This window comes from Bisbaumannia salifodinae (assembly GCF_055388505.1).
In genome coordinates this window covers 14850-39060 of the sequence record NZ_AP043781.1, presented here as the reverse complement: position 1 = coordinate 39060, position 24211 = coordinate 14850, and the positions used below count along the sequence as shown (strand labels likewise).

24 protein-coding genes and 1 pseudogene are annotated in these 24211 nt (G+C 67.4%); 17 read left to right on the top strand and 8 right to left on the bottom strand.

Features of this window, described 5'->3' with window-relative positions; genetic code table 11:
* Window positions 1–88 precede the first annotated feature (88 nt).
* The 10 genes from ACZ5EF_RS00175 (at window position 89) to ACZ5EF_RS00130 (ending at window position 8772) form a co-directional block, all read left to right on the top strand.
* Entirely contained in the window at window positions 89–1114 is a 1026-nt protein-coding gene (locus ACZ5EF_RS00175; protein WP_346060682.1) for a type I glyceraldehyde-3-phosphate dehydrogenase, read from the top strand.
* A gap of 37 nt (window positions 1115–1151) precedes the next feature.
* A complete protein-coding gene (locus ACZ5EF_RS00170) occupies window positions 1152–2315 on the top strand; it encodes a phosphoglycerate kinase (protein WP_346060683.1) in 1164 nt (387 codons plus the stop codon).
* 52 nt (window positions 2316–2367) lie between these two features.
* A complete protein-coding gene (fba, locus tag ACZ5EF_RS00165) occupies window positions 2368–3432 on the top strand; it encodes a class II fructose-bisphosphate aldolase (RefSeq protein ID WP_346060684.1) in 1065 nt (354 codons plus the stop codon).
* 161 nt (window positions 3433–3593) lie between these two features.
* Window positions 3594–4523, top strand: coding sequence for a LysR family transcriptional regulator (locus ACZ5EF_RS00160; protein ID WP_346060685.1), 930 nt, complete (start codon window positions 3594–3596; stop codon window positions 4521–4523).
* 156 nt (window positions 4524–4679) lie between these two features.
* Window positions 4680–5435, top strand: coding sequence for an SDR family oxidoreductase (locus tag ACZ5EF_RS00155; RefSeq protein ID WP_346060686.1), 756 nt, complete (start codon window positions 4680–4682; stop codon window positions 5433–5435).
* A gap of 141 nt (window positions 5436–5576) precedes the next feature.
* Window positions 5577–5843, top strand: coding sequence for a hypothetical protein (locus tag ACZ5EF_RS00150; RefSeq protein WP_346060687.1), 267 nt, complete (start codon window positions 5577–5579; stop codon window positions 5841–5843).
* Between the two features lie 22 nt (window positions 5844–5865).
* Complete coding sequence (locus tag ACZ5EF_RS00145) at window positions 5866–6999, top strand: low temperature requirement protein A (RefSeq protein ID WP_346060688.1); 1134 nt, start codon at window positions 5866–5868, stop codon at window positions 6997–6999.
* 188 nt (window positions 7000–7187) lie between these two features.
* Window positions 7188–7868: an HAD family hydrolase gene (locus ACZ5EF_RS00140; RefSeq protein ID WP_346060689.1), complete on the top strand. Its 681-nt coding sequence runs from the start codon at window positions 7188–7190 to the stop codon at window positions 7866–7868.
* A gap of 133 nt (window positions 7869–8001) precedes the next feature.
* Window positions 8002–8376, top strand: a complete 375-nt coding sequence (locus ACZ5EF_RS00135; RefSeq protein ID WP_346060690.1) for a translation initiation factor Sui1 — start codon at window positions 8002–8004, stop codon at window positions 8374–8376.
* 9 nt (window positions 8377–8385) lie between these two features.
* The gene (locus tag ACZ5EF_RS00130) at window positions 8386–8772 is read left to right on the top strand and encodes a hypothetical protein (protein WP_346060691.1); all 387 of its coding nucleotides are present in this window, start codon (window positions 8386–8388) and stop codon (window positions 8770–8772) included.
* On the opposite strand, the gene ACZ5EF_RS00125 is transcribed toward ACZ5EF_RS00130, so the two are convergent.
* Window positions 8769–9608, bottom strand: coding sequence for an NAD-dependent protein deacetylase (locus tag ACZ5EF_RS00125; RefSeq protein ID WP_346060692.1), 840 nt, complete (start codon window positions 9606–9608; stop codon window positions 8769–8771). The two genes, ACZ5EF_RS00130 and ACZ5EF_RS00125, sit on opposite strands and share 4 nt — an antisense overlap.
* Before the next feature lie 88 nt (window positions 9609–9696).
* On the opposite strand from ACZ5EF_RS00125, the gene ACZ5EF_RS00120 reads away from it, so the two are divergent.
* On the top strand, window positions 9697–10608 hold the full coding sequence (locus tag ACZ5EF_RS00120; protein WP_346060693.1) for a nuclease-related domain-containing protein: 912 nt from the start codon (window positions 9697–9699) through the stop codon (window positions 10606–10608).
* 10 nt (window positions 10609–10618) lie between these two features.
* Here ACZ5EF_RS00120 and ACZ5EF_RS00115 read toward each other — a convergent pair whose 3' ends face one another.
* Window positions 10619–11419 carry a ribonuclease T2 family protein gene (locus ACZ5EF_RS00115; RefSeq protein ID WP_379729546.1) on the bottom strand — a complete coding sequence of 267 codons (801 nt, stop codon included), beginning with the start codon at window positions 11417–11419 and terminating at the stop codon, window positions 10619–10621.
* A 10-nt stretch (window positions 11420–11429) separates the two neighbouring features.
* Between ACZ5EF_RS00115 and ACZ5EF_RS00110 the strand changes: the two genes are divergently transcribed.
* Window positions 11430–12239: an ATP-grasp domain-containing protein gene (locus tag ACZ5EF_RS00110; protein WP_346060695.1), complete on the top strand. Its 810-nt coding sequence runs from the start codon at window positions 11430–11432 to the stop codon at window positions 12237–12239.
* A 127-nt stretch (window positions 12240–12366) separates the two neighbouring features.
* Here ACZ5EF_RS00110 and ACZ5EF_RS00105 read toward each other — a convergent pair whose 3' ends face one another.
* The 6 genes and pseudogenes from ACZ5EF_RS00105 to glnA form a co-directional block, all read right to left on the bottom strand.
* On the bottom strand, window positions 12367–13707 hold the full coding sequence (locus ACZ5EF_RS00105) for a deoxyguanosinetriphosphate triphosphohydrolase (RefSeq protein WP_346060696.1): 1341 nt from the start codon (window positions 13705–13707) through the stop codon (window positions 12367–12369).
* A gap of 88 nt (window positions 13708–13795) precedes the next feature.
* A pseudogene (locus ACZ5EF_RS00100) lies at window positions 13796–13960 on the bottom strand (helix-turn-helix domain-containing protein); the annotation flags it as partial.
* A gap of 10 nt (window positions 13961–13970) precedes the next feature.
* Complete coding sequence (glnG, locus tag ACZ5EF_RS00095; protein WP_346060697.1) at window positions 13971–15380, bottom strand: nitrogen regulation protein NR(I); 1410 nt, start codon at window positions 15378–15380, stop codon at window positions 13971–13973.
* Window positions 15381–15411: 31 nt separating this feature from the next.
* The gene (gene glnL / locus ACZ5EF_RS00090) at window positions 15412–16440 is read right to left on the bottom strand and encodes a nitrogen regulation protein NR(II) (RefSeq protein WP_346060698.1); all 1029 of its coding nucleotides are present in this window, start codon (window positions 16438–16440) and stop codon (window positions 15412–15414) included.
* 467 nt (window positions 16441–16907) lie between these two features.
* Complete coding sequence (locus ACZ5EF_RS00085) at window positions 16908–17447, bottom strand: DUF4124 domain-containing protein (protein WP_346060699.1); 540 nt, start codon at window positions 17445–17447, stop codon at window positions 16908–16910.
* 120 nt (window positions 17448–17567) lie between these two features.
* The gene (gene glnA / locus ACZ5EF_RS00080) at window positions 17568–18974 is read right to left on the bottom strand and encodes a glutamate--ammonia ligase (protein WP_346060700.1); all 1407 of its coding nucleotides are present in this window, start codon (window positions 18972–18974) and stop codon (window positions 17568–17570) included.
* Window positions 18975–19454: 480 nt separating this feature from the next.
* On the opposite strand from glnA, the gene ACZ5EF_RS00075 reads away from it, so the two are divergent.
* The 5 genes from ACZ5EF_RS00075 to ACZ5EF_RS00055 all read left to right on the top strand — a co-directional run bounded on the left by ACZ5EF_RS00075 (window position 19455) and on the right by ACZ5EF_RS00055 (window position 24199).
* Window positions 19455–19985 carry a hypothetical protein gene (locus ACZ5EF_RS00075; RefSeq protein WP_346060701.1) on the top strand — a complete coding sequence of 177 codons (531 nt, stop codon included), beginning with the start codon at window positions 19455–19457 and terminating at the stop codon, window positions 19983–19985.
* Window positions 19986–20105: 120 nt separating this feature from the next.
* Window positions 20106–21932, top strand: a complete 1827-nt coding sequence (gene typA, locus ACZ5EF_RS00070; protein WP_346060702.1) for a translational GTPase TypA — start codon at window positions 20106–20108, stop codon at window positions 21930–21932.
* Window positions 21933–22224: 292 nt separating this feature from the next.
* Window positions 22225–22545 carry a hypothetical protein gene (locus tag ACZ5EF_RS00065; protein ID WP_346060703.1) on the top strand — a complete coding sequence of 107 codons (321 nt, stop codon included), beginning with the start codon at window positions 22225–22227 and terminating at the stop codon, window positions 22543–22545.
* Between the two features lie 167 nt (window positions 22546–22712).
* The gene (locus ACZ5EF_RS00060; protein WP_346060704.1) at window positions 22713–23480 is read left to right on the top strand and encodes an ABC transporter ATP-binding protein; all 768 of its coding nucleotides are present in this window, start codon (window positions 22713–22715) and stop codon (window positions 23478–23480) included.
* 14 nt (window positions 23481–23494) lie between these two features.
* On the top strand, window positions 23495–24199 hold the full coding sequence (locus ACZ5EF_RS00055; RefSeq protein ID WP_346060705.1) for an ABC transporter ATP-binding protein: 705 nt from the start codon (window positions 23495–23497) through the stop codon (window positions 24197–24199).
* The last annotated feature ends 12 nt before the right edge of the window (window positions 24200–24211 follow it).

Below are 24211 nucleotides of genomic sequence, written 5' to 3'. Positions count from 1 at the left end.
GCTTTCAAGGCCCCGGCAGCCTGCATCGGCGGCGCTTTTGCGCTAGAATCGCTCCCCTGATCGAGTCACGGGGACGAGTGCCGACGCCATGGCCTACCGCATCGCCATCAACGGATATGGCCGTATCGGCCAATGCGTGCTGCGCGCCCTGGTGGAGCGCGCCCAGGAGCTGGGCGGCACCCCGCTGGAGGTGGTGGCCATCAACGAGCTCTCGGATCTCGAGACCATCGCCTACCTGACCCGCTACGACACCACCCACGGGCGCTTCCCCGCCACCGTGGAGGCTCGCGACGGCCAACTGCTGATCGATGGCCAGCCCATCCATATCCTCTCCGAGGCCGACCCGGATCGGCTGCCCTGGGCCGAGCTGGAGATCGACCTGGTGCTGGAGTGCTCCGGCAGCTTCAAGGATCGCGCCACCGCCGAGCGCCACCTGGCCGCCGGCGCCAAGCGCCTGCTCTTCTCCCAGCCCGCCGAGAGCGACGTGGATGCCACCATCGTCTGCGGCATCAACGACCATAGCCTGGTGGCGGCCCAGCGCATCGTCTCGGCGGCCTCCTGCACCACCAATTGCCTGGTGCCGGTGCTCACCGTGCTCGACGAGGCCCTGGGCGTGGCCCACGGCGTCACCACCACCATCCACTCGGCGATGAACGACCAGCCGGTGATCGACGCCTACCACCAGACCGACCTGCGCCTGACCCGCTCCGCCATGCAGTCCATCGTGCCGGTGGATACCGGCCTGGCGCGCGGCCTCAACCGCCTGATGCCGCACCTGGCCAATCGCTTCGAGTGCCTGCATGTGCGGGTGCCGACGATCAATGTCTCGGCCATGGACCTGGCCATCTGCGTCGAGCGCGACACCAGCGCCGCCGAGATCAATGCCCTGCTGCGCGAGGCCAGCCGGGGGCGCCTGGCGGGACTGCTCGGCTATACCGAGGAGCCCACCGCCTCCATCGACTTCAACCACGATCCGCGCTCGGGTATCGTGGACGCCACCCAGACCCGGGTGGCCGGCGACCGCCTGGTGAAGATGCTGTGCTGGTTCGATAACGAGTGGGGCTTCGCCAATCGCATGCTCGACGTGACCCAGCGCCTCGCCGCCCTGGATTGATCCAACCCTGGCTTGCCTAACGAAGGAACACGTGCCGATGAACGTACGCAAGATGACCGACCTGGAGCTCGCCGGAAAGCGCGTGCTGATCCGCGAAGACTTGAACGTGCCCATCAAGAATGGCCGTGTGACCAGCGATGCGCGGCTGCGCGCCGCCCTGCCCACCATCGAGGCGGCACGGGACGCCGGCGCCAGGGTGATGCTGATGAGCCACCTGGGCCGCCCCACCGAGGGCGAGCCCGCCGAGGAGTTCTCCCTGGCGCCGGTGGCCGAGCGCCTCGGCGAGCTGCTGGGTCGCCGGGTCACCCTGATCAAGGACTACCTGGACGTGGCCCTGGACCTGGCCGATGGCGAGGTGGTGCTGCTGGAGAACGTGCGCTTCAACGCCGGCGAGAAGGGCGACGACGAGGAGCTGGCCAAGCAGTATGCGGCCCTCTGCGATCTCTTCGTGATGGACGCCTTCGGCACCGCCCACCGCGCCCAGGCCTCCACCCATGGCGTGGCGCGCTTCGCCCCCGGCGCCTGTGCCGGCCCGCTGCTGGCCCAGGAACTGAATGCCCTGGAACAGGCCCTGGCCAGCCCCAAGCGGCCCATGACCGCCATCGTCGGCGGCTCCAAGGTCTCCACCAAGCTCGACGTGCTGACCGCCCTCGCCGAGAAGTGCGACCAGCTGATCGTCGGCGGCGGCATCGCCAACACCTTTATCGCCGCGGCGGGCCATAACGTCGGCAAGTCGCTGCATGAGGCCGACCTGATCGAGCAGGCCAAGGCGCTGATGGCCAGGGTCGAGATCCCGCTGCCTTCCGATGTGGTGGTGGCCACCGAGTTCTCCGACAAGGCCACCGCCGTGGTCAAGCCCGTCGACCAGGTCAATGATGACGAGATGATCCTGGATATCGGCCCCGAGACCGCCGCCCGCCTGGGCGCGCTGCTCGAGGACGCCGGCACCATCCTGTGGAACGGCCCGGTGGGGGTCTTCGAGATCGACCAGTTCGGCAAGGGCACCGAGGTGATCGCCAAGGCCATCGCCGCGAGCAGCGCCTTCTCCATCGCCGGCGGCGGCGATACCCTGGCGGCCATCGACAAGTACGGTATCGCCGACCGGGTCTCCTATATCTCCACCGGCGGCGGCGCCTTCCTCGAGTACGTGGAAGGCAAGACCCTGCCGGCCGTCGCGGCCCTGGAAGCCGCGGCCCAGTAATCCATCGATTCCCGGGCGGCCCGGCGCCGCCCACCCAGACATAGGTGAGATCATGGCACTGATCAGCATGCGCCAGATGCTGGACCACGCCGCCGAGCGCGGCTACGGCATCCCGGCCTTCAACGTCAACAACCTCGAGCAGATGCGCGCCATCATGGAAGCCGCCGACGCCACCGACTCCCCGGTGATCGTCCAGGCCTCCGCCGGCGCCCGCAAGTACGCCGGGGCCCCCTTCCTGCGCCACCTGATCCTGGCCGCCGTGGAAGAGTTCCCGCATATCCCGGTGGTGATGCACCAGGACCACGGCACCAGCCCCGCGGTCTGCCAGCGCTCCATCCAGCTGGGCTTCTCCTCGGTGATGATGGACGGCTCGCTCGGCGAGGACGGCAAGACCCCCATGGACTACGACTACAACGTCGACGTCACCCGCCGCACCGTGGAGATGGCCCACGCCTGCGGCGTCTCCGTGGAGGGCGAGCTGGGCTGCCTGGGTAGCCTGGAGACCGGCATGGCCGGCGAGGAAGACGGCATCGGCGCCGAGGGCAAGCTGGACATGGAACAGCTGCTCACCGACCCGGAAGAGGCCGCTGCCTTCGTCAAGGCCACCCAGGTGGACGCCCTGGCCATCGCCATCGGCACCAGCCACGGCGCCTACAAGTTCACCAAGCCGCCCACCGGCGACACCCTCTCCATCCAGCGCATCAAGGAGATCCACGCCCGCATCCCCGACACCCACCTGGTGATGCACGGCTCCTCCTCGGTGCCCCAGGAGTGGCTCGAGGTGATCAACGAGTACGGCGGCGCCATCCCCGAGACCTACGGCGTGCCGGTCGAGGAGATCGTCGAGGGCATCAAGTACGGCGTACGCAAGGTCAATATCGACACCGACCTGCGCCTGGCTTCCACCGGTGCCGTGCGTCGCTTCCTGGCCCAGAACCCGGCCGAGTTCGACCCGCGCAAGTTCCTCAAGGAGACCGTCTCCGCCATGCGCGATGTCTGCATCGCCCGCTACGAGGCCTTCGGCACCGCCGGCAACGCCAGTCGCATCAAGCCGATCAGCCTGGAAGCCATGGTGAGCCGCTACGACAGCGGCGAGCTGGATCCCAAGGTAAGGTAATCCCGTCACGCACCTTACCGTGCAAGACGCGTTCGGGCGGCCCTGGTGGCCGCCCGAATTCTTTACGTGGCACGCAGACACGCTCGGTTCCCAGTACTGGGCGAGTCTGGCACCCTGATCGGCAACGGCCAGCACCAGCTAGCCCTGCCCCGGACCCCGCCATGGATCGTATCGACACCCTCCGCACCTTCCTGCGCGTCGCCGAGATGCGCAGCTTCACCAAGGCCGCGGCCAGCCTGCAGATGCCCCGCTCCACCGTCTCGACGGCCATCCGGGAGCTGGAGGCCCGGCTGGGTACACGACTGCTGAGTCGCACGACGCGCCATGTCGCCCTGACCCATGATGGCCAGGAACTCTATGACAGGGCCCTGCGGCTCCTGGGGGAACTGGAGGCGCTCGAGGGCCTGTTCCGCCAGGATGATACCCAGCTCCATGGCAGGCTACGCATCGAGGTCCCCGGGCGCATCGCACGCTTGATCATCGTGCCCGCCCTGCCGGATTTCTTCGCGCGGTATCCCGGCATCGAGCTCGAGATCGGCGCCAGCGACCGTCCCGTCAACCTGGTGGCCGAGGGCGTGGACTGCGCCATCCGCGTCGGCGAGCTCGCCGAATCCAGCCTGATCGCCCGCCCGCTCGGCCTGCTGCCCCTGATCAACTGCGCCAGCCCCGGCTACCTGGCTCGGCATGGCACCCCGGCGACCCTCGACGACCTGCGGCATCACCAGGCCATTCACTACGCCTCCCCCTTCGGCAGCATCGCCGAAGACTGGGAATATCGAGAGGCGGAGGAGTCACGGACGCTCTCCCTGCCAGGCCAGGTCATCGTGGACAATGCGGAGAGCTATATCGCCGCCTGCCTGGCGGGGCTCGGCCTGATCCAGGTGCCGACCTACGACGTCCAGCACCATCTGCGGGTGGGGCGTCTCGTCGAGGTGCTACCCGACCACCGGGCCGCTCCCATGCCGCTCACCATCCTCTATCCTCACCGCCACCATCGCTCGCGCCTGCTGCGTGTCTTTATCGCCTGGGTGGAGGCCCTGCTCAGCCAGGAGATTCAGGGGCTCTCATCGCCCCTGAGTCTCTCCTCCTGATCCCCTCACTGTTCGCCGTCACGGGATAGTGCTGTCGAGGGAGCGGGGATTATCCCCGGCTCCCCCTTCGCCATACTCCTTTCAGCAGCGTCCTCACGCACGCTCACCAGGACCTGCCCCCCTCATGAGACGCTGAACAGAAAGGAGATGGAAGCGATGGCGGCACACACTCTCAACGGCAAGGTGGTCGTGGTCGGCGCCGGCGCCAAGAACCTGGGCGGACTCATCAGCCGAAGAATGGGCAAAGCGGGCGCCCGGGTCGTGGTGCACTATCATGGCGATGCCACCCGCCCCGACGCCGAGGCCACGGTACAGGCGATCCAGGAGGCCGGCGGCGACGCCTTCGCCTTCCAGGGCGACCTGACGCAGCCAACCAATATCACCGCACTGTTCGAAGAGGCGAAATCCCGCTTCGGTGGCATCGATATCGCCGTCAATACCGTCGGCAAGGTGTTGCGCAAACCGATCGTCGAGACCTCCGAGGAGGAGTATGACGCGATGTTCGACATCAACGCCAAGGCGGCCTACTTCTTCATCAAGGAGGCGGGACGGACCCTTAACGACGATGGCAAGATCATCACCATCGTCACCTCCCTGCTGGCCGCCTTCACCGACGGCTACTCCACCTACGCCGGTGGCAAGTCACCCGTCGAGCACTTTACCCGCGCCGCGGCCAAGGAGTTCGGCCCACGCGGCATCTCCGTCACCGCGGTGGGGCCCGGGCCGATGGACACGCCCTTCTTCTACGGCCAGGAGACGCCAGAGCGCGTCGCGTTCCACAAGTCCCAGGCCATGAACGGTGACCTGACCAGGATCGAGGACATCGAACCCATCGTGCGCTTCCTCGCCACCGACGGTTGGTGGATCACCGGCCAGACCATCTTCGCCAACGGCGGGTATACCACCCGTTAAGGCGTATCCCTGGGCTCGGCGTCACGCGGGGCGGTCGTCCACGTTCACGCCGAGTCTCTCTCGAGCCCGCACCTGGCAGCCCTTCTGCCTAGCGGCAGCTAGGCTGAACGAGAAAATACCAAGAGCAAGGACTCCCGGATCATGCGCACCCTCATTTTCATCCTGGCCGGCTTGGTCATACTGGGCGCGGCTCTGGCCCTGAGCCGCCCGGCGTGGCGCCCCCGCTTCGCCCTGGGCTTTATCGCCGTCTGGCTGGCGGTCAGCGCCATCAACCTCGGCGTGGGGCTCTCCCACGGTTACTCCCTGGCCGAGGAGTTACTGGTGCATCTCTTCCTGTTCGGCATCCCGGCCCTGGCGGCGACCTGGGCCTGGCGGCGCTTTACCACCAACACTGGCCCGGGGAACTGACCACGCCAAGGAGTGCCGCTCGATGCGCCTGCGCCATCGCCTACCCGAGCACGAGGCGGCCAAGCCCACCTGGCTGGAGCTCTTCTACGACCTGGTGTTCGTCGCCGTCTTTATCCAGATCGGCGACCGGTTGAGTCACGACCTCAGTGCCTCGGGCTTTCTCCAGGTGCTGGTGCTGTTCGCGCCGCTGTGGTGGGTCTGGGCCAATGTCGCCTGGTACATGAATCGCTTCGCCGTCGACGACGTCGTGCACCGCCTGCTGCTGTTGGTGCAACTCTTCTTTATCGCCTGGATGGGGCTGAGCGTGCCGGACGCCTTCGGCGCCGCCAGCACCCAGTTCGTGGCCTGCTATATCGGCTTCCGCGCCACCATGATCGCCATGTATGCGCGATCGCTGCGCCACGCACCGGGCCAGCGCGAGCTGCTGCTGCGCCATATCACCCACTTCCACCTGCCCGGCGCCCTGCTCTGGGCCGGCTCGCTGCTGCTACCGGTGGAGTGGCGCCCCTGGGTCTGGGCGGTCACCTTCCTGTGGGAGGCCTATAGCGCCATGGCGCCGCGCTTCCTCACCCTGCTACGGCGCTTCCCGGTGCATACCCATCACCTGGTCGAGCGTTTCGGCACCCTGATCATCCTGGTGCTGGGCGAGACCTTCATCAAGAGCATCACCGTCGCCCCACCCCCGCCCCTGTCGCTGGATACCGCCCTATTCTCTGCGCCGGCCATCGCCACCTTCTTCGGCCTCTGGTGGCTCTACTTCACCGCCATTGATGCCGAACATGCCACCTCGCGAGTGGCATACGCGGTGAATCCGGTGCCCTGGATCTTCGCCCACCTGCCGCTGGCATTGACGCTGATCACCATGGCGGTGGCCAAGACCAAGCTGTTCGAGTCGGTGGCCAGCGGCTACGCCAATCCGCTCTATTCGTTGCTCTACCTCGGCTCACTGGCGCTGTTCTGCGTACTGCTGTGCCTGGTCGCCGGCGACCGCCGGCACCATGCCACGCGATCCCGGCTAGCGACGGCGGCCATCTTTACGCTACTGATTCCGATAGTCCTCATGTGGTCACCACCTCCCGCCCTGCTCGCGGGGCTGGCCACCGCTATCGTCGCCGGGCTGATCCTACAGTCATACCAACGCCCCGGTAATCCATAAGGCCTCCACGAGGGATCACCGGCATTGCCATCGTCGCCAGGAGACCGTGCTACTCACCGACGGCCTGAGGAGAGAAAAATGACAAGGTTTGTGAACAGTGTTCACAGAATTCCAAAAATAGGCTTCAATAGTGGGTAGGTCTGCCGATATCTGAAACAATGGCGACGCAAGCGCGAGAGGTTGAGGCGATGACGACTCCCCACTGTCTGTTGTTCGATTGCGATGGGACCCTGGTCGATAGTGAACCCCTGTTGGCGGACGAGATGGCCACCAGCCTGACCGCCGTGGGGCTGCCCTTCGTCGCCGAGGACTATATGGGCGAGTTCCGCGGCGCCCGCTTCATGAATATCGTCGGCGAACTGCAACGCCGCCACGGCGACGTCGACCCGGAGCACCTCAAGGCCAGCGAGGCACGCATGCGCCGCCGCCTGGCGGAGCGCCTGGCCAGCGAGCTGACCCTGCTGCCCGGGGTGCACGAGGCCCTCGATGCCCTGGCCCATATCCCCCATGCGGTGGTCTCCAACGGCCCCGAGGCCAAGATCCGCACCAGCCTCGAGGCCACCGGCCTCAGCGACTACTTCGGCAACCACCTGTTCAGCGGCTATTCGGCCCAGTGCTGGAAGCCCGACCCCTGCCTCTACCTGCACGCCGCCACCATCATGGGCTATGAGGCCCGCCACTGCGTGGCCATCGACGACGCCATCGTCGGCGTCAAGGCGGCCCTGGCCGCCGGCATGACGGTGATCCACCTCAACCGCTTCCCGGACGTGGAGACCACCCCGGCGGGCGCCATCGCCATCAGCAACATGCATCAGCTGCCCACGGTGATCGAACACCTGGCCCGGCGCCCCGCCGCCGCAGCCCACTGACAGATCGGCTTATCCACACCCCGGCACCCGCCGGCCGACTGTGGATAAGCCGGGCTCGGGCTTTCCCCTATACAGGGCCGCCGACGGCTGGTTTATCATGGGGCCACACTCCGAACGCCGAGGACTGCCTCCCATGGCCTCACTGCAGGATCAACTCCGCGGCCTGGTCTACTCCACCGAACATGGCCAGACCTGCCCCGACTGTCGCCAGCCCCTGGACCAATGCCAGTGCGCCGAACAGGCCGAGCAGGCGCGCCTGGCGACCCTGGACGGGGTGGTACGCATCCGCCGCGAGACCAGCGGTCGCAAGGGCAAGGGGGTGACCACCATCGACGGCGTGCCGCTGCCTACCGCCGAGCTCAAGGCCCTGGCCAAGCAGCTCAAGCAGCGCTGCGGCACCGGCGGCGCGGTCAAGGAGGGGGTGATAGAGATCCAGGGCGATCATCGCGCCACCCTCAAGGCGGAGCTGGAGAGCCGCGGCTACACCGTCAAGCTGGCCGGCGGCTAAGGAGACTCCATGAATCATCGACGCAAGGCACGCCTCGCCGCGCTGCTGCTGGGCGCGGCCCTGCTGGCCGGCTGCGCCGGCACGCCCGAGTTTCGCACCCTGGAGGCGCGGGTGGTCGGCGAGGCCCCCCTGACGGTGGGGCCGGATGCCGAGCTGCGGGTCAGCCTGGAGCGCGAGGACGGTGGGGTGATCGCCGAGACCCGCCAGCGGCGCCTGGGCGGCGGCCCCATCCCGGTGCGGTTGAGCTATGACGCCCGCTCCCTGGACCAGGGCGAGGCCGCCCTGCATGCGGAGATCCACGAGGCGGGACGACTGCGCTATCGCCAGGCGGAGCCCCGACCCATCGCCCCCGGCATGGCCGAGCCGGTGACCCTGAGGCTGGAAAGCCTCGACTAGAAGCGTGCCGCCAAGGCGGCTAGCCCCTCGCCGATGGACAGCGAGGCCTTGAGGGCATAGAGGTCGTCGGCCCGGGTGCGGCCCCGGTTCAGGCAGGCCACCGGCTTGCCCGCCCGGGCCGCCTGGCGCACCAGGCGATAGCCGGAATAGACCATCAGCGACGAGCCCACCACCAGCAGGGCCTCGGCCGCCTCGATGGCCGCCAGGGCCGCCGCCAGCCGCTCGCCGGGCACGCTGTCGCCGAAGAAGACCACGTCCGGCTTGAGGATACCGTCGCCACAGCGCCCGCAGGCGGGCACCCGAAAATCGCCGAAGTCCGCCTCCAGGTCGGCGTCACCGTCCGGGCCGATGGCCGCGCCGAGCTCGCGCCAGCGCGGGTTCAGCGCCTCCAGCTCGGCATGCAGATCATGGCGCATGCGCCGGCCGTCACAGCTCATGCAGCGCACCAGCTCGGCCCGCCCATGCAGGTCGATGACCCGCCGCGAGCCGGCCCGTTGATGCAGGCCATCTACGTTCTGGGTGATGATACCGGCCAGGCGTCCCCTGGCCTCCAGTGCGGCCAGGGCCCGATGGGCCGGCCCCGGACGCGCCTCGCTCAGCGCCCGGAAGCCCACCAGGGCGCGGGCCCAGTAGCGCTGGCGGGCGGCGTGGCTGGCCATGAAGCGGCGATGGTCCATGGGCGGGGGGCGCTTCCATTCGCCGCGGCTATCGCGGTAGTCGGGAATGCCGCTCTCGGTGCTGACGCCGGCACCGGTCACCACCAGCAGCCGGGGGTGACGATCGATAAAGGCGGCCAGGGCCTCCAGGGAGGCCTCGGGAAAATCGCTTTGCAGCATAACTAACGACCAAGGACGCGTGGCTCCCGGCCGATGGGGCCACTAGAATGAACGCCTATTGATATATCACGGGCAAGGACTCGTTGCGATGGCCTGGCTGGAATACCTGCTTCCCCTGATCTTCCTCTTCCCCCTGGCGGCCACCGCGGTCATCGTGGTGGCCCTGAAGAGCCTGCACGACGCCCGGGTACGCTCGCCCTTCGATGCCCACCCCCTACGGGAGCCGGGCCAGGCCCTGCGCGACCGCCTGGATCGAGCCTTCGCCAGCCTCTTCCTGAATGGTGCCCTGGGGCCCATCGTGGTGCTGGCACCGCTGGTCTACGGCATGGGCCGGATGCTCTTCGCCAGTGAGCAGGACTGGGTCGAATGGAGCCTCTACGGCGTGCTCTGCACCCTGATGGCCCTGGGCTTCTGCCTGCTGTTGATTCGCGACTATCAGCGCATTCGTCGGCTCAAGCTGGGGCTGGCCTGCGAGCTGGCGGTGGGCCAGGAGCTGGAGCGGCTGATCCGTCCCGAGGCCCACCCCTACCATGTCTTCCACGACGTGCCCGCCGATACCTACACCATCGATCATGTGGCGGTGACCCCCCACGGGGTCTTCGTGATCGAGACCCGGGCCCGCACCCGCCCCTTCGATGCCCGGGGGCGCGAACAGACCCAGGTGGCGGTGGAGCGGGAACGGCTGCGCTTCCCCGGCTGGAGCGAGCGCCGGCCGCTGCGCAAGACCCGCCAGGCGGTGCGCTGGCTGCGCCACTGGCTGGCCCGGGAATGCGGCGGCGAGATCCCGGTGCAGGGCATCCTGGCCCTGCCCGGCTGGGAGGTCGACACCAGCGAGGCCGCCGCCGACCTGCTGGTGGTCGGGGGCGAGTCCCTGGCGGCACTGATCGATGCCACGCCCCTGGCGCCGCTCGAGGGCGCGGCCCATGACAAAGCCATCCAGGCCCTGGCCAAGCGCGCCGCCCTGCTCGATCTCAAGCACCTGCAACAGCCTTCCGTCTAAGTCCGCGTCGTCACTGGAAGGTGGCGATATGTACCCGGCTGGCGCAGCGCCCGCGTTCCTGACGCACCAGGCTATCGGCCGCGGGGAAATCGGCCAGGCGTTCGCTATCGATGGCGATACGCACCTCGCTCAGGGTGCGATTGCCGCGTCCCCGGCATTCCAACCGCAGGGCCCGGCCGCTGCCCTCGCCGAAGGCCGCCTCGAAGGCGCGAATCAGGTCGTTGCGACCCACCTCGCCCCCCTGGTTGAGCACCACGAAGTCGGCGAAGGCGCTGGCATTGACCGCCGCCTGCAGGCGCAGCGCGGCGGCGACATAGGCCTCCTGGGGCAACGCCAGGCAGGCCGCATGCTTGGCGTACTGGTAGCGATCCAGGCAGCTATGGCGCCCCGGCATGGCCTCGTCCAGGGCATCGCTCAAGGGCGCGGAGAGGGCCAAGGGCGGATGGGCACGACAGAAGCCACCGTCGGGACGCGGCCGCTCCAGGAAGCAGCCCTCACGCCACCAGCGGCGGCGATCGACGCCCCGGTCGGCGAAGCGTGCCGGCAGCGAGGGCCAGAGGCCATGCAGCACGAAGCCCTGATCCGTCCCTTCCCGCAGGCAGGGCTCGCGACACTCCCGGGGCGGCCGGCGATGGCTGTCGCAGAAGCCGGGGTGCCAGGTCAGCGCCAGGGTGACGTGCTCGAAGCCCTCCGCCTCCAGGGCCCGGGCCGGGGCGCTGCCCAGCCACAGCGCCACGAAGGCACCGAGGAGTATTGCGCCCAGCCCCGACTGGCCTAATAATCCGCGCTTTCGACGCCGACCCGACGACACGCCCGCCTCCATGAAACTGATCACCTTCGATGTCTTCCGCACCCTGGGCATCCCCGGGGTGCGCTATATCAAGCCCGAACGCATGCTGGATCACCTCGACGAGATCCGCGCTGCCGACTGGCTGCTGTTTCCCGAGTACTGGCAGCTCAATACCCTGGTCCATGGCCTCAAGGCGCGTATCTTCCCCAGCCTGGCCAGCTACCACCTGGGTCACGACAAGGTGGAGCAGACCCGCGCCTTCCAGGCGCTGTTCCCCGAGCACGTCCCCCCCACCGAGATCCTCGGCGCCTCCCGGGCCGCCATCGACAAGGTGGAGACCCGCTTCGATTACCCCTTTATCGCCAAGCGCATCAAGAGCAGCAGGGGCGAGGGGGTCAAGCTGATCGACTCCCGCCGGGCCCTGGAGGCCCACCTGGCGGAGGAGCCGGTGCTCTATGCCCAGCAGCGACTGCCCATCGACCGCGACCTGCGCATCGTACTGGTGGGCGGCGAGCTGCTGGCCGCCTACTGGCGGGTCACCCCCCTGGGCGGCTACCGCTCCAACGTCAGCCAGGGCGGCGCCATCGACCGGGAGGCGATTCCCGAGGCGGCCGTCACCCTGGCCCGGCGCCTCGCCGAGGCCTTTCATATCAACCATGCCGGCTTCGATATCGCCATGGTCGACGGCCATCCCTATGTCTTCGAGTTCAACCGCCTGTTCGGCAACCAGGGCATCGGCGACAGCAGCAAGCGCATCGGCGCCGCCATCCTGCGCCAGCTCGGCGACGGCGACGACCTGGGCCCGGACGACGACGAGCCGCCCTTTGCCCTGACCGGCTGATCACCGATGACACCCGAGGCGCCTGGCGGCGCCAATCGTTCAGCGGAGCTGAACTCCCACAACCCCAGTGGCAACTCCGGGGCAACCTAGCCCCCACAAAGAGGGGCAGGCACTATCGCCGGCATCGTTAATCGCCCTTAAGCCGGCCACCCATCTCCTGGGCCAGATCGACCGCATAGTGATCGGTCATGCCACCGATAAAGTCGAGCATGCGCCGGTAGCTATCGTAGAGGGGCCAGGAGGGCAGCGGGGTGTTCTCGCCGATCAGTGCCAGCACCCGCTGATGCTTGAAGCTGGAGCGCCCCTGGTGGTGCAGCTCATGGGCGGCGCCGATAAAGGCCTCCAGCAGGATGCCCAGGGTGGTATAGGCGCCGATCTCCAGCTTGGCCTTGCGCTCGTTCTGGAAGATGCGCTCCCGGGCCAGGGTCTTGGCGGCCTTGACGCCCCAGTCCAGGTCCGGGTGGCAGAGCTCCAGCAGGTCGTCCTTGAGGGCCCCGTTGAGCAGTTCCTGCTCGTGGGCCACGAAGACCGCCCCCACCTCGCCCACCGCCCGCTCCATGGCGGCGCCGCGCAGGGCGGCGATACGGCGGCGCTGGGAGACGCCCTGGTCGGCCATCTGGGCATACTCCGGCGGCGCCTCCCCGGCGATCTGGATCAGCACCTCGGCCACCTCGTCGTAGCGCAGGATGCCCATCTCCAGGCCATCCTCCAGGTCGAGCAGGGCGTAGCAGATATCGTCGGCGGCCTCGACCAGGTAGGCCAGCGGGTGGCGGCACCAGGCCCAGTCGCCCCGGGGGCGCAGCCCCAGGCGCTCGGCCACCTCGGCCAGCAGGTCGCGCTCCGACTGGTAGCAGCCGAACTTGCCGGCGCTGCCGCCGTGCTCCACCGTCCAGGGGTACTTGAGCAGGGTGCCCAGGGTGGCGGTGCTCAGGCGCATGCCGCCGCGGAACTGGTTGTATTCGATCTGGGTGACGATGCGAAAACCCTGGGCGTTGCCCTCATAGGTCAGCAGATCGGCCCGCTGGGTATCGCTGAGGCCCTCCAGCAGGCCGCTGCCGTCGGACTCGGCGCGCTTGAACCAGTCGCGGATGGCGTATTCGCCGGCGTGGCCGAAGGGCGGGTTGCCGATATCGTGACCCAGGCAGGCGGCCTGGACGATGACCCCCAGATCCGCCGGGGTGATCCGGGCCGGCAGGCGCTCGCGCAGCCCCTCGCCGACGATCATGCCCAGGGAGCGCCCCACGCAGCCCACCTCCAGGGAGTGGGTCAGCCGGGTATGGATATGGTCGTTCTCGGTCAGCGGGTGCACCTGGGTCTTGCGCCCCAGGCGCCGGAAGGAGCCGGAGAAGACGATCCGGTCATGATCCTTGTGGAAGGGGGTACGGCCCGGCTCGGCGGCGGCGCGCCCGTCGCGGGTATCGTGCAGCCGGCCGGGGTCGAGCAGCCGCTCCCAGTGCATCTGCGTCATGGCGCCTCCTGGTGGGAAGCCTCCATTGTGCACCCGGGTCGCCCCGGCGGGAAGTCACCGCCCTCCTCTAGCCCGCGGCTTGGCGCCGTTAGTCGTCGGCCAGCGCCGGCAGCAGGGTCTTGAGCTTGCAGGTCAGGGTATTACGCCCCCAGCCCAATAGTTCGGCGGCCTCACCTTTCCTGCCACCGGTGTGCTTGAGGGCGGTCTCGATCAGGATTTTCTCGGTGACTCTGGAAAGCGGCACCGCCTCCTCCCGACGTTACTCAATCATCCGCCAGCGCCGGCAGCAGCGTCTTGAGCTTGCGGGTCAGGGTATTACGCCCCCAGCCCAATAGCTCGGCGGCCTCGCCTTTCCTGCCCCCGGTATGCTTGAGGGCGGTCTCGATCAGGATCTTTTCGAAATCCGGGACCGCCTCCTCCAGCAGATGGGTGTGCCCCGCCGCCAGGGCCCGGTCGGCCCAGTCGCGGAAGGCGGCCCGCCAGTCGCCGGGGCTGACCTCGCCGGCCTCGCGCTGGCGCAGCTCCGGGGGCAGGTCGTCCACCAGCACCTCGCGCCCCGAGGCCATCACCGTCAGCCAGCGACAGGTGTTCTCCAGCTGGCGCACGTTGCCCGGCCAGGGCAGCCGCGTCAGGTGCTCCTCGGCCTCCTTGGTCAGCACCTTGGTCTCGGTATCCAGCTCCTTGGCCGCCTCGGCCAGGAAGTGCCGCGCCAGGCGCGGAATATCCTCGCGGCGCTCGGCGAGCCGCGGCAGATGCACCCGGATCACGTTGAGGCGGTGGAAGAGATCCTCCCGGAAGCGCCCATCCTCCACCAGCCGCTCCAGGTTCTGGTGGGTGGCGGCGATGATCCGCACGTCCACCTTCACCGAGGTATGGCCGCCGACCCGATAGAACTCGCCGTCGGCCAGCACCCGCAGCAGGCGGGTCTGGGTGTCCGGCGGCATATCGCCGATCTCGTCCAGGAAGAGGGTACCGCCATCGGCCTGCTCGAAGCGCCCGCGGCGCTGGGCGGTGGCCCCGGTGAAGGCGCCCTTCTCGTGGCCGAACAGCTCCGACTCCATCAGGTCCTTGGGAATCGCCGCCATGTTCAGGGCGATAAAGGGATGGCTGGCCCGGGGACTGTGCTGGTGCAGGGCCTGGGCCACCCGCTCCTTGCCGGTCCCCGACTCGCCGTTGATCAGCACGGTGATATGCGACTGGGAGAGGCGCCCGATGGCCCGGAACACCTCCTGCATGGCCGGCGCCTCGCCGATGATCTCGGCGGTGAGCCCCTCCGGCACCGCCGCCGGGGACTGGCGCTCCCGGGCATGGGCCACGGCGCGGCGCACCAGGGCCAGAGCCTCATCCACGTCGAAGGGCTTGGGCAGGTACTCGAAGGCGCCGCCCTGGTAGGAGGCCACGGCGCTGTCGAGGTCCGAGTGGGCGGTCATCACGATCACCGGCAGGTCCGGGTAGGTCTCGCGGACCCGGGCCATCAGGTCCAGGCCATCCAGCCCCGGCATGCGAATATCGGTGAGCAGCACCTCCGGCGGGCGCTCCAAGATGCGCTCCAGGGCCCGGTCGGCCCGCTCGAAGCACTCCACCTGGAGATCCGGTTGCGCCAGGGCACGCTCCAGCACCCAACGAATGGCACGGTCGTCGTCGACGATCACGATGCGAGCGGCGTCGGTCATCAGTCTCTCCTGGATTGGGAAAAGGGGAACATCAGCTGGCCTCCAGCGGGATCAGCAGACGGAACTCGGTATGGCCCGGGGTCGAGTCGCACTCGATCAGGCCCTGGTGCTGGTGCAGGATCGACTGGGCGATGGAGAGCCCCAGGCCGCTGCCGCTGGCCCGCCCCGAGACCATCGGATAGAAGAGGGTCTCCTGCAGCGTCTCGGGAATCCCCGGCCCGTTGTCGATCACCGCCACCTCGCAGACCAGGCGATGGCGCTCGGCGCCCAGGGTGAACTGGCGCCGGGCACGGGTGCGCAACACCAGGCGCGGCGCGGCGGTGGCATGCTCTTCCAGGGCCTGGACGGCGTTACGGGCCACGTTGAGCAGCGCCTGGATCAGTTGCGCCTCCTCCCCGGAGAGCTCCGGAAGGCTGGGGTCATAGTCGCGCACTACCTCGATATCGGGGTGTTCGGCCACCACCAGGCTGCGCACCCGTTCCAGCACCTGGTGAATATTCAGCGGCGCCGGCTCGCGCAGCTGGTTGGGCCCCAGCATGCGGTCCACCAAGTCGCGCAGCCGGTCCACCTCCTCGACGATGATATGAGTGAACTCGGCGAGTTGGGGATCGGGAAGGTCCCGCTCCAGCAGCTGGGCGGCGCCGCGGATGCCCCCCAGGGGATTCTTCACCTCGTGGGCCAGGCCCCGGGAGAGCACCTTGATCGCCTCCTGGCGGGCGATCAGCGCCTCCTCCCGGGAGATGCGCAGCAGGCGGTCCCGCGGTTCGATCTCCAGCAGCAGCTCGTCATCGCTCAGCGGCGTGACGGTGAAGTCCACCGTCACCGGCTCCTGCCCCGGCAGCGACAGGCTCGCCTCGCGCTGGGTGTAGGGATGGAACTCGCGGCGCGCCTTGGTCAGCACCTCGGCCACCGACTCCAGGCTCTCCAGGCGGGTGCCGCGCACCCGCCCCAGGCTGACCGCCAGCAGCGACTCGGCGGCGGGGTTCATCCAGCGAAGGTGCAGCGCACCATCGAGAAGCAGCACCGCCGTGGACAGGTGTTCGAGCAGACGTTGATACATGGCGCATCCCGGTTGCATCAGGGTGAGGGCCGATCGATCCGGCGACTCCCCTTGCACTTGCAAGAAGCGCGCCAGCGCGAGACGGCGGGAAACTCGGGGGCCGATGGCAAAAGCCACACCCTCTTCGCACCATTTTAGTGCATTACGGGAGGCAGCAGGGGTGGGGAACGCCCCATGGCGAGGCGGCGATAAGCGATCGTGGGTCAGGGACGCGAGCGCTCGGGATCACGATGGCGCCAGCGACGCCGCAGCTCATGGGCGGGCTCGTTGCGACGCAGGCCGGGCCAGGGCTCACCCGGACGGTACTCCAGGGCGCTGCGCTGACGTAGTTGGCGAGCGTGCTCGAAGGCATCGAGGCCGCGATCCGGCGTACGGGGCGGCTCGACATGGCGGGGGTGTGAGTGTTCTCGGCAGGGCGGCGTCTTGTCCTCGAAGCAAGGAAAACGGAAGCCGCGCCGGCCGATGAGCTAATCGCCCCGGGCCTGCACGCTCACGGTGATCGGCGGGCTGCGGTGGCGCACCTGGCCGGCGCCGTCCAGCAGTTCGGCCTGGAGGATGCGCCGCCCCGGTTCGAGGCGCGGCACGATAAAGGCGCGGGTATGCATCGCCGACTGGCTCAGCTCGCCATCCACCAGCAGGCGCACCCGGTGGTCGTCCCGCAGCCCCGGCTCGATGGCCAGTTCCACGGTGAGGTTCTGGGAGCGCGCCTGACTCAATGTCATGGCGTCCCGGGGATTCATGATGCGGAAGGTGGAGTAGGGCATAAAGGGCGAGGCCAGGGAGCCCGTCGCCGGCCGCCGTGGCGCCGGTGCCGCGGCGGCGGGAGCCGGCGTCAGGGTCCGCGAGGGCACCACGGTCAGCGGCGCCACTTCCACGGGGTCCCCCCGGTCGGGGTTGTCGGTGAAGATCACGTTGCCCTGGGCATCGACGCTGCGATAGACGGTATCGGCCCCGGCCAGGGGCACCAGACAACAGCTCACCAGCAAGCAGATTAGGCGGAGTTTCACGAGCGACCCCCTGTGGCGGAGAGACGGGATGCCATCGTTAGATAGTGTAAGACAAAAAGGGGTTCCGCCGACGGCGGAACCCCTTGAACGGCTAACGCTTGCCCCCGCGGGGCGAGGCGCTTAGCAGCTGTAGTACATGTCGAACTCGACCGGATGGGTGGACATGCGGATGCGCTCCACGTCTTCCATCTTCAGCTCGATATAGGCATCGATCATGTCGTCGGTGAAGACGCCACCCTCGGTGAGGAAGGCACGATCGGCATCCAGCGCCTCCAGGGCCTGATCCAGGCTGTTGGCCACGGTCGGCACGGCCTTGCCCTCTTCCGGCGGCAGGTCATAGAGGTTCTTGTCCATGGCGTCGCCGGGATGGATCTTGTTCTTGATGCCGTCGATACCGGCCATCAGCATCGCCGCGAAGCACAGGTAGGGGTTGGCGGTCGGGTCGGGGAAACGGGCCTCGACGCGCTTGCCCTTGGGGCTGGCGGTGTAGGGGATACGGATGGAGGCGGAGCGGTTGCGGGCGCTGTAGGCCAGCATCACCGGCGCCTCGAAGCCCGGCACCAGACGCTTGTAGGAGTTGGTGGAGGCATTGGTGAAGGCGTTCAGGGCCCGGGCGTGCTTGATGATGCCACCGATGTAGTAGAGGGCCATCTCGGAGAGACCCGCGTACTGGTCGCCGGCGAACTGGTTCTGGCCATCCTTCCAGAAGGACTGGTGGACGTGCATGCCGGAACCGTTGTCACCCACCAGCGGCTTGGGCATGAAGGTGGCGGTCTTGCCGTAGGCGTGAGCCACGTTGTGGATCACGTACTTCATTTCCTGAACTTCGTCGGCCTTCTTCACCAGGGTGTTGAACTTGACGCCGATCTCGTTCTGGCCGGCGTTGGCCACCTCGTGGTGGTGCACCTCGACGCTCTGGCCGATGGCCTCCAGGGTGTTGCACATGGCGCCACGGATATCGTGGAAGCTGTCGACCGGGGGCACCGGGAAGTAGCCGCCCTTGACCCGCGGACGGTGCGCCAGGTTGCCGCCTTCGACCTGACGGTCGGTGGCCCAGGCACCCTCTTCGGAGGTGATCTTGTACATGGCGCCTTCGATATCGGCCTTCCAGTGCACCTCATCGAAGATGAAGAACTCCGGCTCCGGGCCGAAGAAGGCGGTATCGCCCAGGCCGGTGGACTGCAGATAGGCCTCGGCGCGCTTGGCGATGGAGCGCGGGTCACGCTCGTAGCCCTGCATGGTGGCCGGCTCGATGATGTCGCAGCGCAGCACCAGGGTGGCGTCCTCGGTGAAGGGGTCGAGGAAGGCGCTGCCATCTTCCGGGCGCAGGATCATGTCGGACTCGTTGATGCCCTTCCAACCGGAGATGGAAGAGCCATCGAACATCTGGCCGTTCTCGAAGAACTCCTCGTCCACGCTGCTGGCCGGGATGGTGACATGCTGCTCCTTACCACGGGTATCGGTGAAACGCAGGTCCACCCACTTGACGTCGTGCTCTTCGATCAGGGCGAGGGTCTTCTCGGCCATGGTGTCCTCCAGTCGTGAACGTATGGCTAGTGTTTGTCTGGCGTATCCAGCGTCGTTTGTAGCATGTCGTGGGCACTCTGCCCACGACCGCCGCCACCAGAAAACGCGTTCCGTGGCTTTGCTCTTGATAATGCAGACAGCGTGCCAAAATGCAGCAAAACGCTCTCTTATCTAGCTAATAAACTGAAATTACGGCAAATAATCTTTGCGCCATGGTGGCGCAACGGAATGCGCCAGGCCTCGGCGTCGCCGATCGGCCGGAAAATCGCGCCATATTGGTGCACAACCCACCGATAAAGCACCAACTTGGTGCGCAGCCCGGCCGCGGGATGTCGCCTCCCGCCCCGCAAAGAGTCATTGATACTACCAGCAAACTATTACTACAATTTGTTACCAACCCTAGGTCGGCGAGTCCTGGGCCACTGGCCCCTTCCAGTGAGCCGCCCGCGCCGAGACCAATTCCGTGGCGGAGGGCTACCCGTGATGCACCGCACCTGCATCATCATCGACGCCTGCCTGATGGCCACCTGGCTGCCCCGCCAGTTGCCTGGCCTCCGCCACCTCCACCGCCAGCATGTCGGCCAACTCGATATTCATGTGGTCAGCGAATCCAACCAGCCCCGCCTGCGCGCCCTGAGTCGGCGCTTCGGGCTGGCCCTGGAGGTGGTGCCCGAGCCCACCGCCGGGGCCCGGGGCAATCGGGTGGTGCAAGGCACCCAGGGCGAGCTGCTGCTCTTCCCCTCGCCGCAATATGGCCTGCCGGCCCAATGGCTCGCGCGCCTGGAGACGCTCCCGGATGACTGGGACGCCCTGCTCTTCACCCCGCCCGCCGACGCCTGGCGTCCCCTGCAACGCTTCTGGCACACGCCGGCCACCGGCACCCTCTGCGTGCGCCGCGACTGGTTCGAACGCCTGGGCGGCTTCGATCCCACCCTGGATAGCGAGGCACCCCAGGACCTGTTGGCTCGACTGCGCGCCTGTCACGCCCGGATACAGACCCTCTCCGGCTGAACGCGGAGGCCGCCAAGCCCTTGATCCACCGTTTCCACGCAGATTTATCGGTGCCAATGCTGGTAGCCGTTGCGGCCCGGGGACTATAATGCGGCCCAATTTTCGCAGCAGGATCCCGTCGTGATCGAGAATCTTCGCAACATCGCCATCATCGCCCACGTCGACCATGGCAAGACCACCCTGGTCGACAAACTCCTCAGCCAGTCCGGCACCCTGGATCGCAAGGCCGAGGGGCAGGAGCGCATCATGGACTCCAACGACCAGGAAAAGGAACGCGGCATCACCATCCTGGCCAAGAACACGGCGATCCGCTGGCAGGACGGCAACGGCCGCGACTACCACATCAATATCGTCGACACCCCGGGACACGCCGACTTCGGCGGCGAGGTGGAGCGGGTGATGTCCATGGTCGACTCGGTGCTGCTGCTGGTGGACGCCGTCGACGGTCCCATGCCGCAGACCCGCTTCGTGACCCAGAAGGCCTTCGACCAGGGCCTCAAGCCGATCGTGGTGGTCAACAAGATCGACCGCCCCGGCGCGCGCCCCGACTGGGTCATCGACCAGATCTTCGATCTCTTCGATAACCTCGGCGCCACCGACGAGCAGCTCGACTTCCCGATCATCTACTGCTCGGCCCTCAACGGCATCGCCGGCATGGAGCCGGAGGCGCTGGCCGAGGACATGAGCCCCATGTTCCAGGCCATCGTCGATATCGTCGAGCCGCCCAAGGTGGAGATCGACGGCCCCTTCCAGATGCAGATCTCCGCGCTGGACTACAACAGCTATGTGGGCGTCATCGGCCTGGGCCGCATCAAGCGCGGCGCCGTCTCCCCCAACCAGCAGGTCACCGTGATCGGCACCGACGGCAAGACCCGCAAGGGCAAGGTCGGCCAGGTGATGACCCACCTGGGCCTGGAGCGGGTGCAGACCGAGCAGGCCACCGCCGGCGATATCATCTGCATCACCGGCATCGACGACCTGGCCATCTCCGACACCCTCTGCGACCCGATCGCCGTCGAGGCGCTGCCGCCGCTGTCGGTGGACGAGCCCACCGTCTCCATGACCTTCCAGGTCAATGACTCGCCGATGGCCGGCCGTGACGGCAAGTACGTCACCAGCCGCAACATCAAGGATCGCCTCGACCAGGAGCTGATCCACAACGTGGCGCTGCGCGTCGAGCAGGGCGAGAGCCCGGAGAAGTTCATCGTCTCCGGCCGCGGCGAGCTGCACCTCTCGGTGCTGATCGAGACCATGCGCCGCGAAGGCTTCGAGCTGGCCGTGGGCCGCCCCGAGGTGATCATCAAGGAGATCGATGGGGTCAAGCAGGAGCCCTACGAAGAGGTGATCATCGACTGCGAAGAGCAGCACCAGGGCGCCATCATGGAGGAGCTCGGCTACCGCAAGGGCGAGCTGACCAACATGAACCCGGATGGCAAGGGTCGGGTACGCCTCGACTTCATCATCCCGGCCCGCGGCCTGATCGGCTTCCGCGGCCAGTTCATGACCCTGACCTCGGGCACCGGCATCCTCACCAGCCGCTTCGATCACTATGGCGCGCTCAAGCCGGACGCCGCCATCGAGCGTCGCAACGGCGTGCTGGTCTCGATGGTCGACGGCAAGGCCCTGGCCTACGCCCTCTACGCCCTGCAGGAGCGCGGCAAGCTGATCATCGACCACGGCACCGAGGTCTATGAGGGCATGCTGATCGGCATCCACAGCCGCGCCAACGACCTGGTGGTCAACCCCACCAAGGGCAAGAAGCTCGACAACATGCGCGCCTCCGGCAACGACGAGAACATCGTCCTGACTCCGCCGGTACGCTTCACCCTGGAGCAGGCCATCGAGTTCCTCGACGACGACGAGCTGGTGGAGGTGACCCCCAACCATATCCGCCTGCGCAAGAAGTTCCTCAAGGAAAACGAACGCAAGCGCGCCAGCAAGAAGTAAGCTTCATCGCACTTTGGCATGAATACTATTGTGGGAGCGCGGATTCCGCGCGATATCGCCCGAAGGGCGATCTTGCAAGCACTAGGCGCCTGGCGGCGCCAATCGTTCGGCACAGCCGAACTCCCACAGTAGCAAGCCGGAGATCAGCTATGTCGTGGCTTCACGCTGATCTGCGATAAACTAGAAGTTGACACCCACGCAGCCCGCCCCTCGGCGGGCTGCGTCGTTTCTGGCCCTCGGCGGCGCGCCGGCTACCCTTGAGGGACAGCCACCCCGACAGGAGGAGCCCCCCATGCACAAGCACGTCGACTGGGACGAACCGGGTACCGCCAGCGTTCAGGCCCACTATGCCAAGGATCCCCATCACCAGGCCGAGCCGGGAAGCGGCGATATCCTCTCGGCGCGCCTCGACGGCCTGGTGGTCCGGGTGCGGGTCGAAGCCCATGTGGAGGCCACCAGCATCGGCGAGGTGGTGGCGCTGATCGACCCGGCCAGCGGCGAGCGCAAGAAGAGCCACGGCAAGCTCGAGCTGGGCGACACCGTACGCCTGCCCGACGACAGGCGCGCCTTCGAGCCTCAGCCCGGCGACGCCGCCCAGACGCAGGACGACTAGCCCCGCGCCCCCGGCCCGGGCCCACCTGCCGCCCGGGCCGGGGAGGTTGAGCCCCACACACCAACGCCCGTTTAACGCAGCCCCTCTGGCCAAGTGCCCCGCCCTGACGCAAAGTAGGGCCAGCACAGCGTTAGCCTGCCATAACACCAACAACCACGAGATTGGGCATGAGCGCGATCATCGACGTCCGCCACGTCAACAAGGCGTTCGGTGGCCTCAGGGTCATCAACGACTGCTCCATCAGCGTGGAGCAGGGCTCCATCACCGGCCTGATCGGCCCCAATGGCGCCGGCAAGTCGACCCTCTTCAATATCATCGCCGGGGCCCTGCCCCTGGACTCCGGCCAGGTGTTCCTCGACGGCGAGGAGATCACCAACCGCCCCGCCAACGAGCTCTTCCACAAGGGCCTGCTGCGCACCTTCCAGATCGCCCACGAGTTCTCCCAGCTCACCGCCCTGGAGAACCTGATGATGGTGCCGCCCCATCAGGCCGGCGAGAGCCTCTTCGCCAGCTGGTTCCAGCCCGCCCGGGTACGCCAGGAGGAGGACCAGGTACGTCGGAAGGCCCAGGAGGTGATCGAGTTCGTCGGCCTCGGCCATGTGCGCAACGAGCTGGCCGGCAACCTCTCCGGCGGCCAGAAGAAGCTGCTGGAGCTGGGCCGCACCATGATGGTGGAGGCCCGGGTGGTGCTGCTCGACGAGATCGCCGCCGGGGTCAACCGCACCCTGCTCGGCGACCTGGTCACCAATATCGAGCGCCTCAACCGGGAGCTGGGCTACACCTTTCTGGTCATCGAGCACGACATGGACATGATCGCCCGGCTCTGCGACCCGGTGATCGTGCTGGCCGAGGGCAGCGTGATGGTCCAGGGCAGTATCGAGGAGATCCAGAACGATCCCGCCGTCATCGATGCCTATTTCGGCGCCCAGCCCTAGTCGGAGACCACCCCATGGCACTACTGGAAGCACGCAACGTACACGGTGGCTACGGCGGCATGAATATCCTCAATGGCGTCAGCATGGCCATCGAGGCGGACGAGATCGGCGTCATCGTCGGCCCCAACGGCGCCGGCAAGTCGACCATGCTCAAGGCGATCTTCGGCCTGCTGGAGGTCAACCAGGGCGAGATCCTGCTGCGCGGCGAGCCCATCACCAACCTCTCCCCGGACCGCCTGGTGCACCGCGGCATGGGCTTCGTGCCCCAGGAGCAGAACATCTTCCCCAGCCTGACGGTGGAGGAGAACCTGGAGATGGGCGCCTATATCCATCCCCAGCGCTTTCGCTCCATGCTCGAGCAGATCTACGAGTTCTTCCCGCCGCTGAAGGAGAAGCGACGCCAGCCCGCCGGCGAACTCTCCGGCGGCCAGCGCCAGATGGTGGCCATGGGCCGGGCGCTGATGGTCGAGCCCAGCCTGCTGCTGCTCGACGAGCCCACCGCCGGCCTCTCGCCCCTCTATATGAACGAGATCTTCGCCCGGGTGAAGGAGATCAACGCCGCCGGGGTCGGCATCCTGATGGTGGAACAACACGCCAAGCAGGCCCTGGCCATCGCCGGCAAGGGCTTCGTGCTGGCCGCCGGCCAGAACCGCTTCACCGACACCGGCGAGAACCTGCTCAACGACCCCGAGGTCGCCAAGAGCTTCCTGGGCGGCTGATGGAGACAACGC

Coding starts and splice junctions, on each gene's coding strand:
- ACZ5EF_RS00120 (WP_346060693.1), top strand. CDS start 9,697: ATGGCCTGGCTGGAATACCTGCTTCCCCTGATCTTCCTCTTCCCCCTG.
- ACZ5EF_RS00150 (WP_346060687.1), top strand. CDS start 5,577: ATGCGCACCCTCATTTTCATCCTGGCCGGCTTGGTCATACTGGGCGCG.
- ACZ5EF_RS00110 (WP_346060695.1), top strand. CDS start 11,430: ATGAAACTGATCACCTTCGATGTCTTCCGCACCCTGGGCATCCCCGGG.
- ACZ5EF_RS00170 (WP_346060683.1), top strand. CDS start 1,152: ATGAACGTACGCAAGATGACCGACCTGGAGCTCGCCGGAAAGCGCGTG.
- glnL (WP_346060698.1), bottom strand. CDS start 16,440: ATGTATCAACGTCTGCTCGAACACCTGTCCACGGCGGTGCTGCTTCTC.
- ACZ5EF_RS00160 (WP_346060685.1), top strand. CDS start 3,594: ATGGATCGTATCGACACCCTCCGCACCTTCCTGCGCGTCGCCGAGATG.
- ACZ5EF_RS00065 (WP_346060703.1), top strand. CDS start 22,225: ATGCACAAGCACGTCGACTGGGACGAACCGGGTACCGCCAGCGTTCAG.
- ACZ5EF_RS00055 (WP_346060705.1), top strand. CDS start 23,495: ATGGCACTACTGGAAGCACGCAACGTACACGGTGGCTACGGCGGCATG.
- ACZ5EF_RS00125 (WP_346060692.1), bottom strand. CDS start 9,608: ATGCTGCAAAGCGATTTTCCCGAGGCCTCCCTGGAGGCCCTGGCCGCC.
- ACZ5EF_RS00105 (WP_346060696.1), bottom strand. CDS start 13,707: ATGACGCAGATGCACTGGGAGCGGCTGCTCGACCCCGGCCGGCTGCAC.
- ACZ5EF_RS00145 (WP_346060688.1), top strand. CDS start 5,866: ATGCGCCTGCGCCATCGCCTACCCGAGCACGAGGCGGCCAAGCCCACC.
- ACZ5EF_RS00060 (WP_346060704.1), top strand. CDS start 22,713: ATGAGCGCGATCATCGACGTCCGCCACGTCAACAAGGCGTTCGGTGGC.
- glnA (WP_346060700.1), bottom strand. CDS start 18,974: ATGGCCGAGAAGACCCTCGCCCTGATCGAAGAGCACGACGTCAAGTGG.
- ACZ5EF_RS00155 (WP_346060686.1), top strand. CDS start 4,680: ATGGCGGCACACACTCTCAACGGCAAGGTGGTCGTGGTCGGCGCCGGC.
- ACZ5EF_RS00140 (WP_346060689.1), top strand. CDS start 7,188: ATGACGACTCCCCACTGTCTGTTGTTCGATTGCGATGGGACCCTGGTC.
- fba (WP_346060684.1), top strand. CDS start 2,368: ATGGCACTGATCAGCATGCGCCAGATGCTGGACCACGCCGCCGAGCGC.
- ACZ5EF_RS00175 (WP_346060682.1), top strand. CDS start 89: ATGGCCTACCGCATCGCCATCAACGGATATGGCCGTATCGGCCAATGC.
- ACZ5EF_RS00135 (WP_346060690.1), top strand. CDS start 8,002: ATGGCCTCACTGCAGGATCAACTCCGCGGCCTGGTCTACTCCACCGAA.
- glnG (WP_346060697.1), bottom strand. CDS start 15,380: ATGACCGACGCCGCTCGCATCGTGATCGTCGACGACGACCGTGCCATT.
- ACZ5EF_RS00130 (WP_346060691.1), top strand. CDS start 8,386: ATGAATCATCGACGCAAGGCACGCCTCGCCGCGCTGCTGCTGGGCGCG.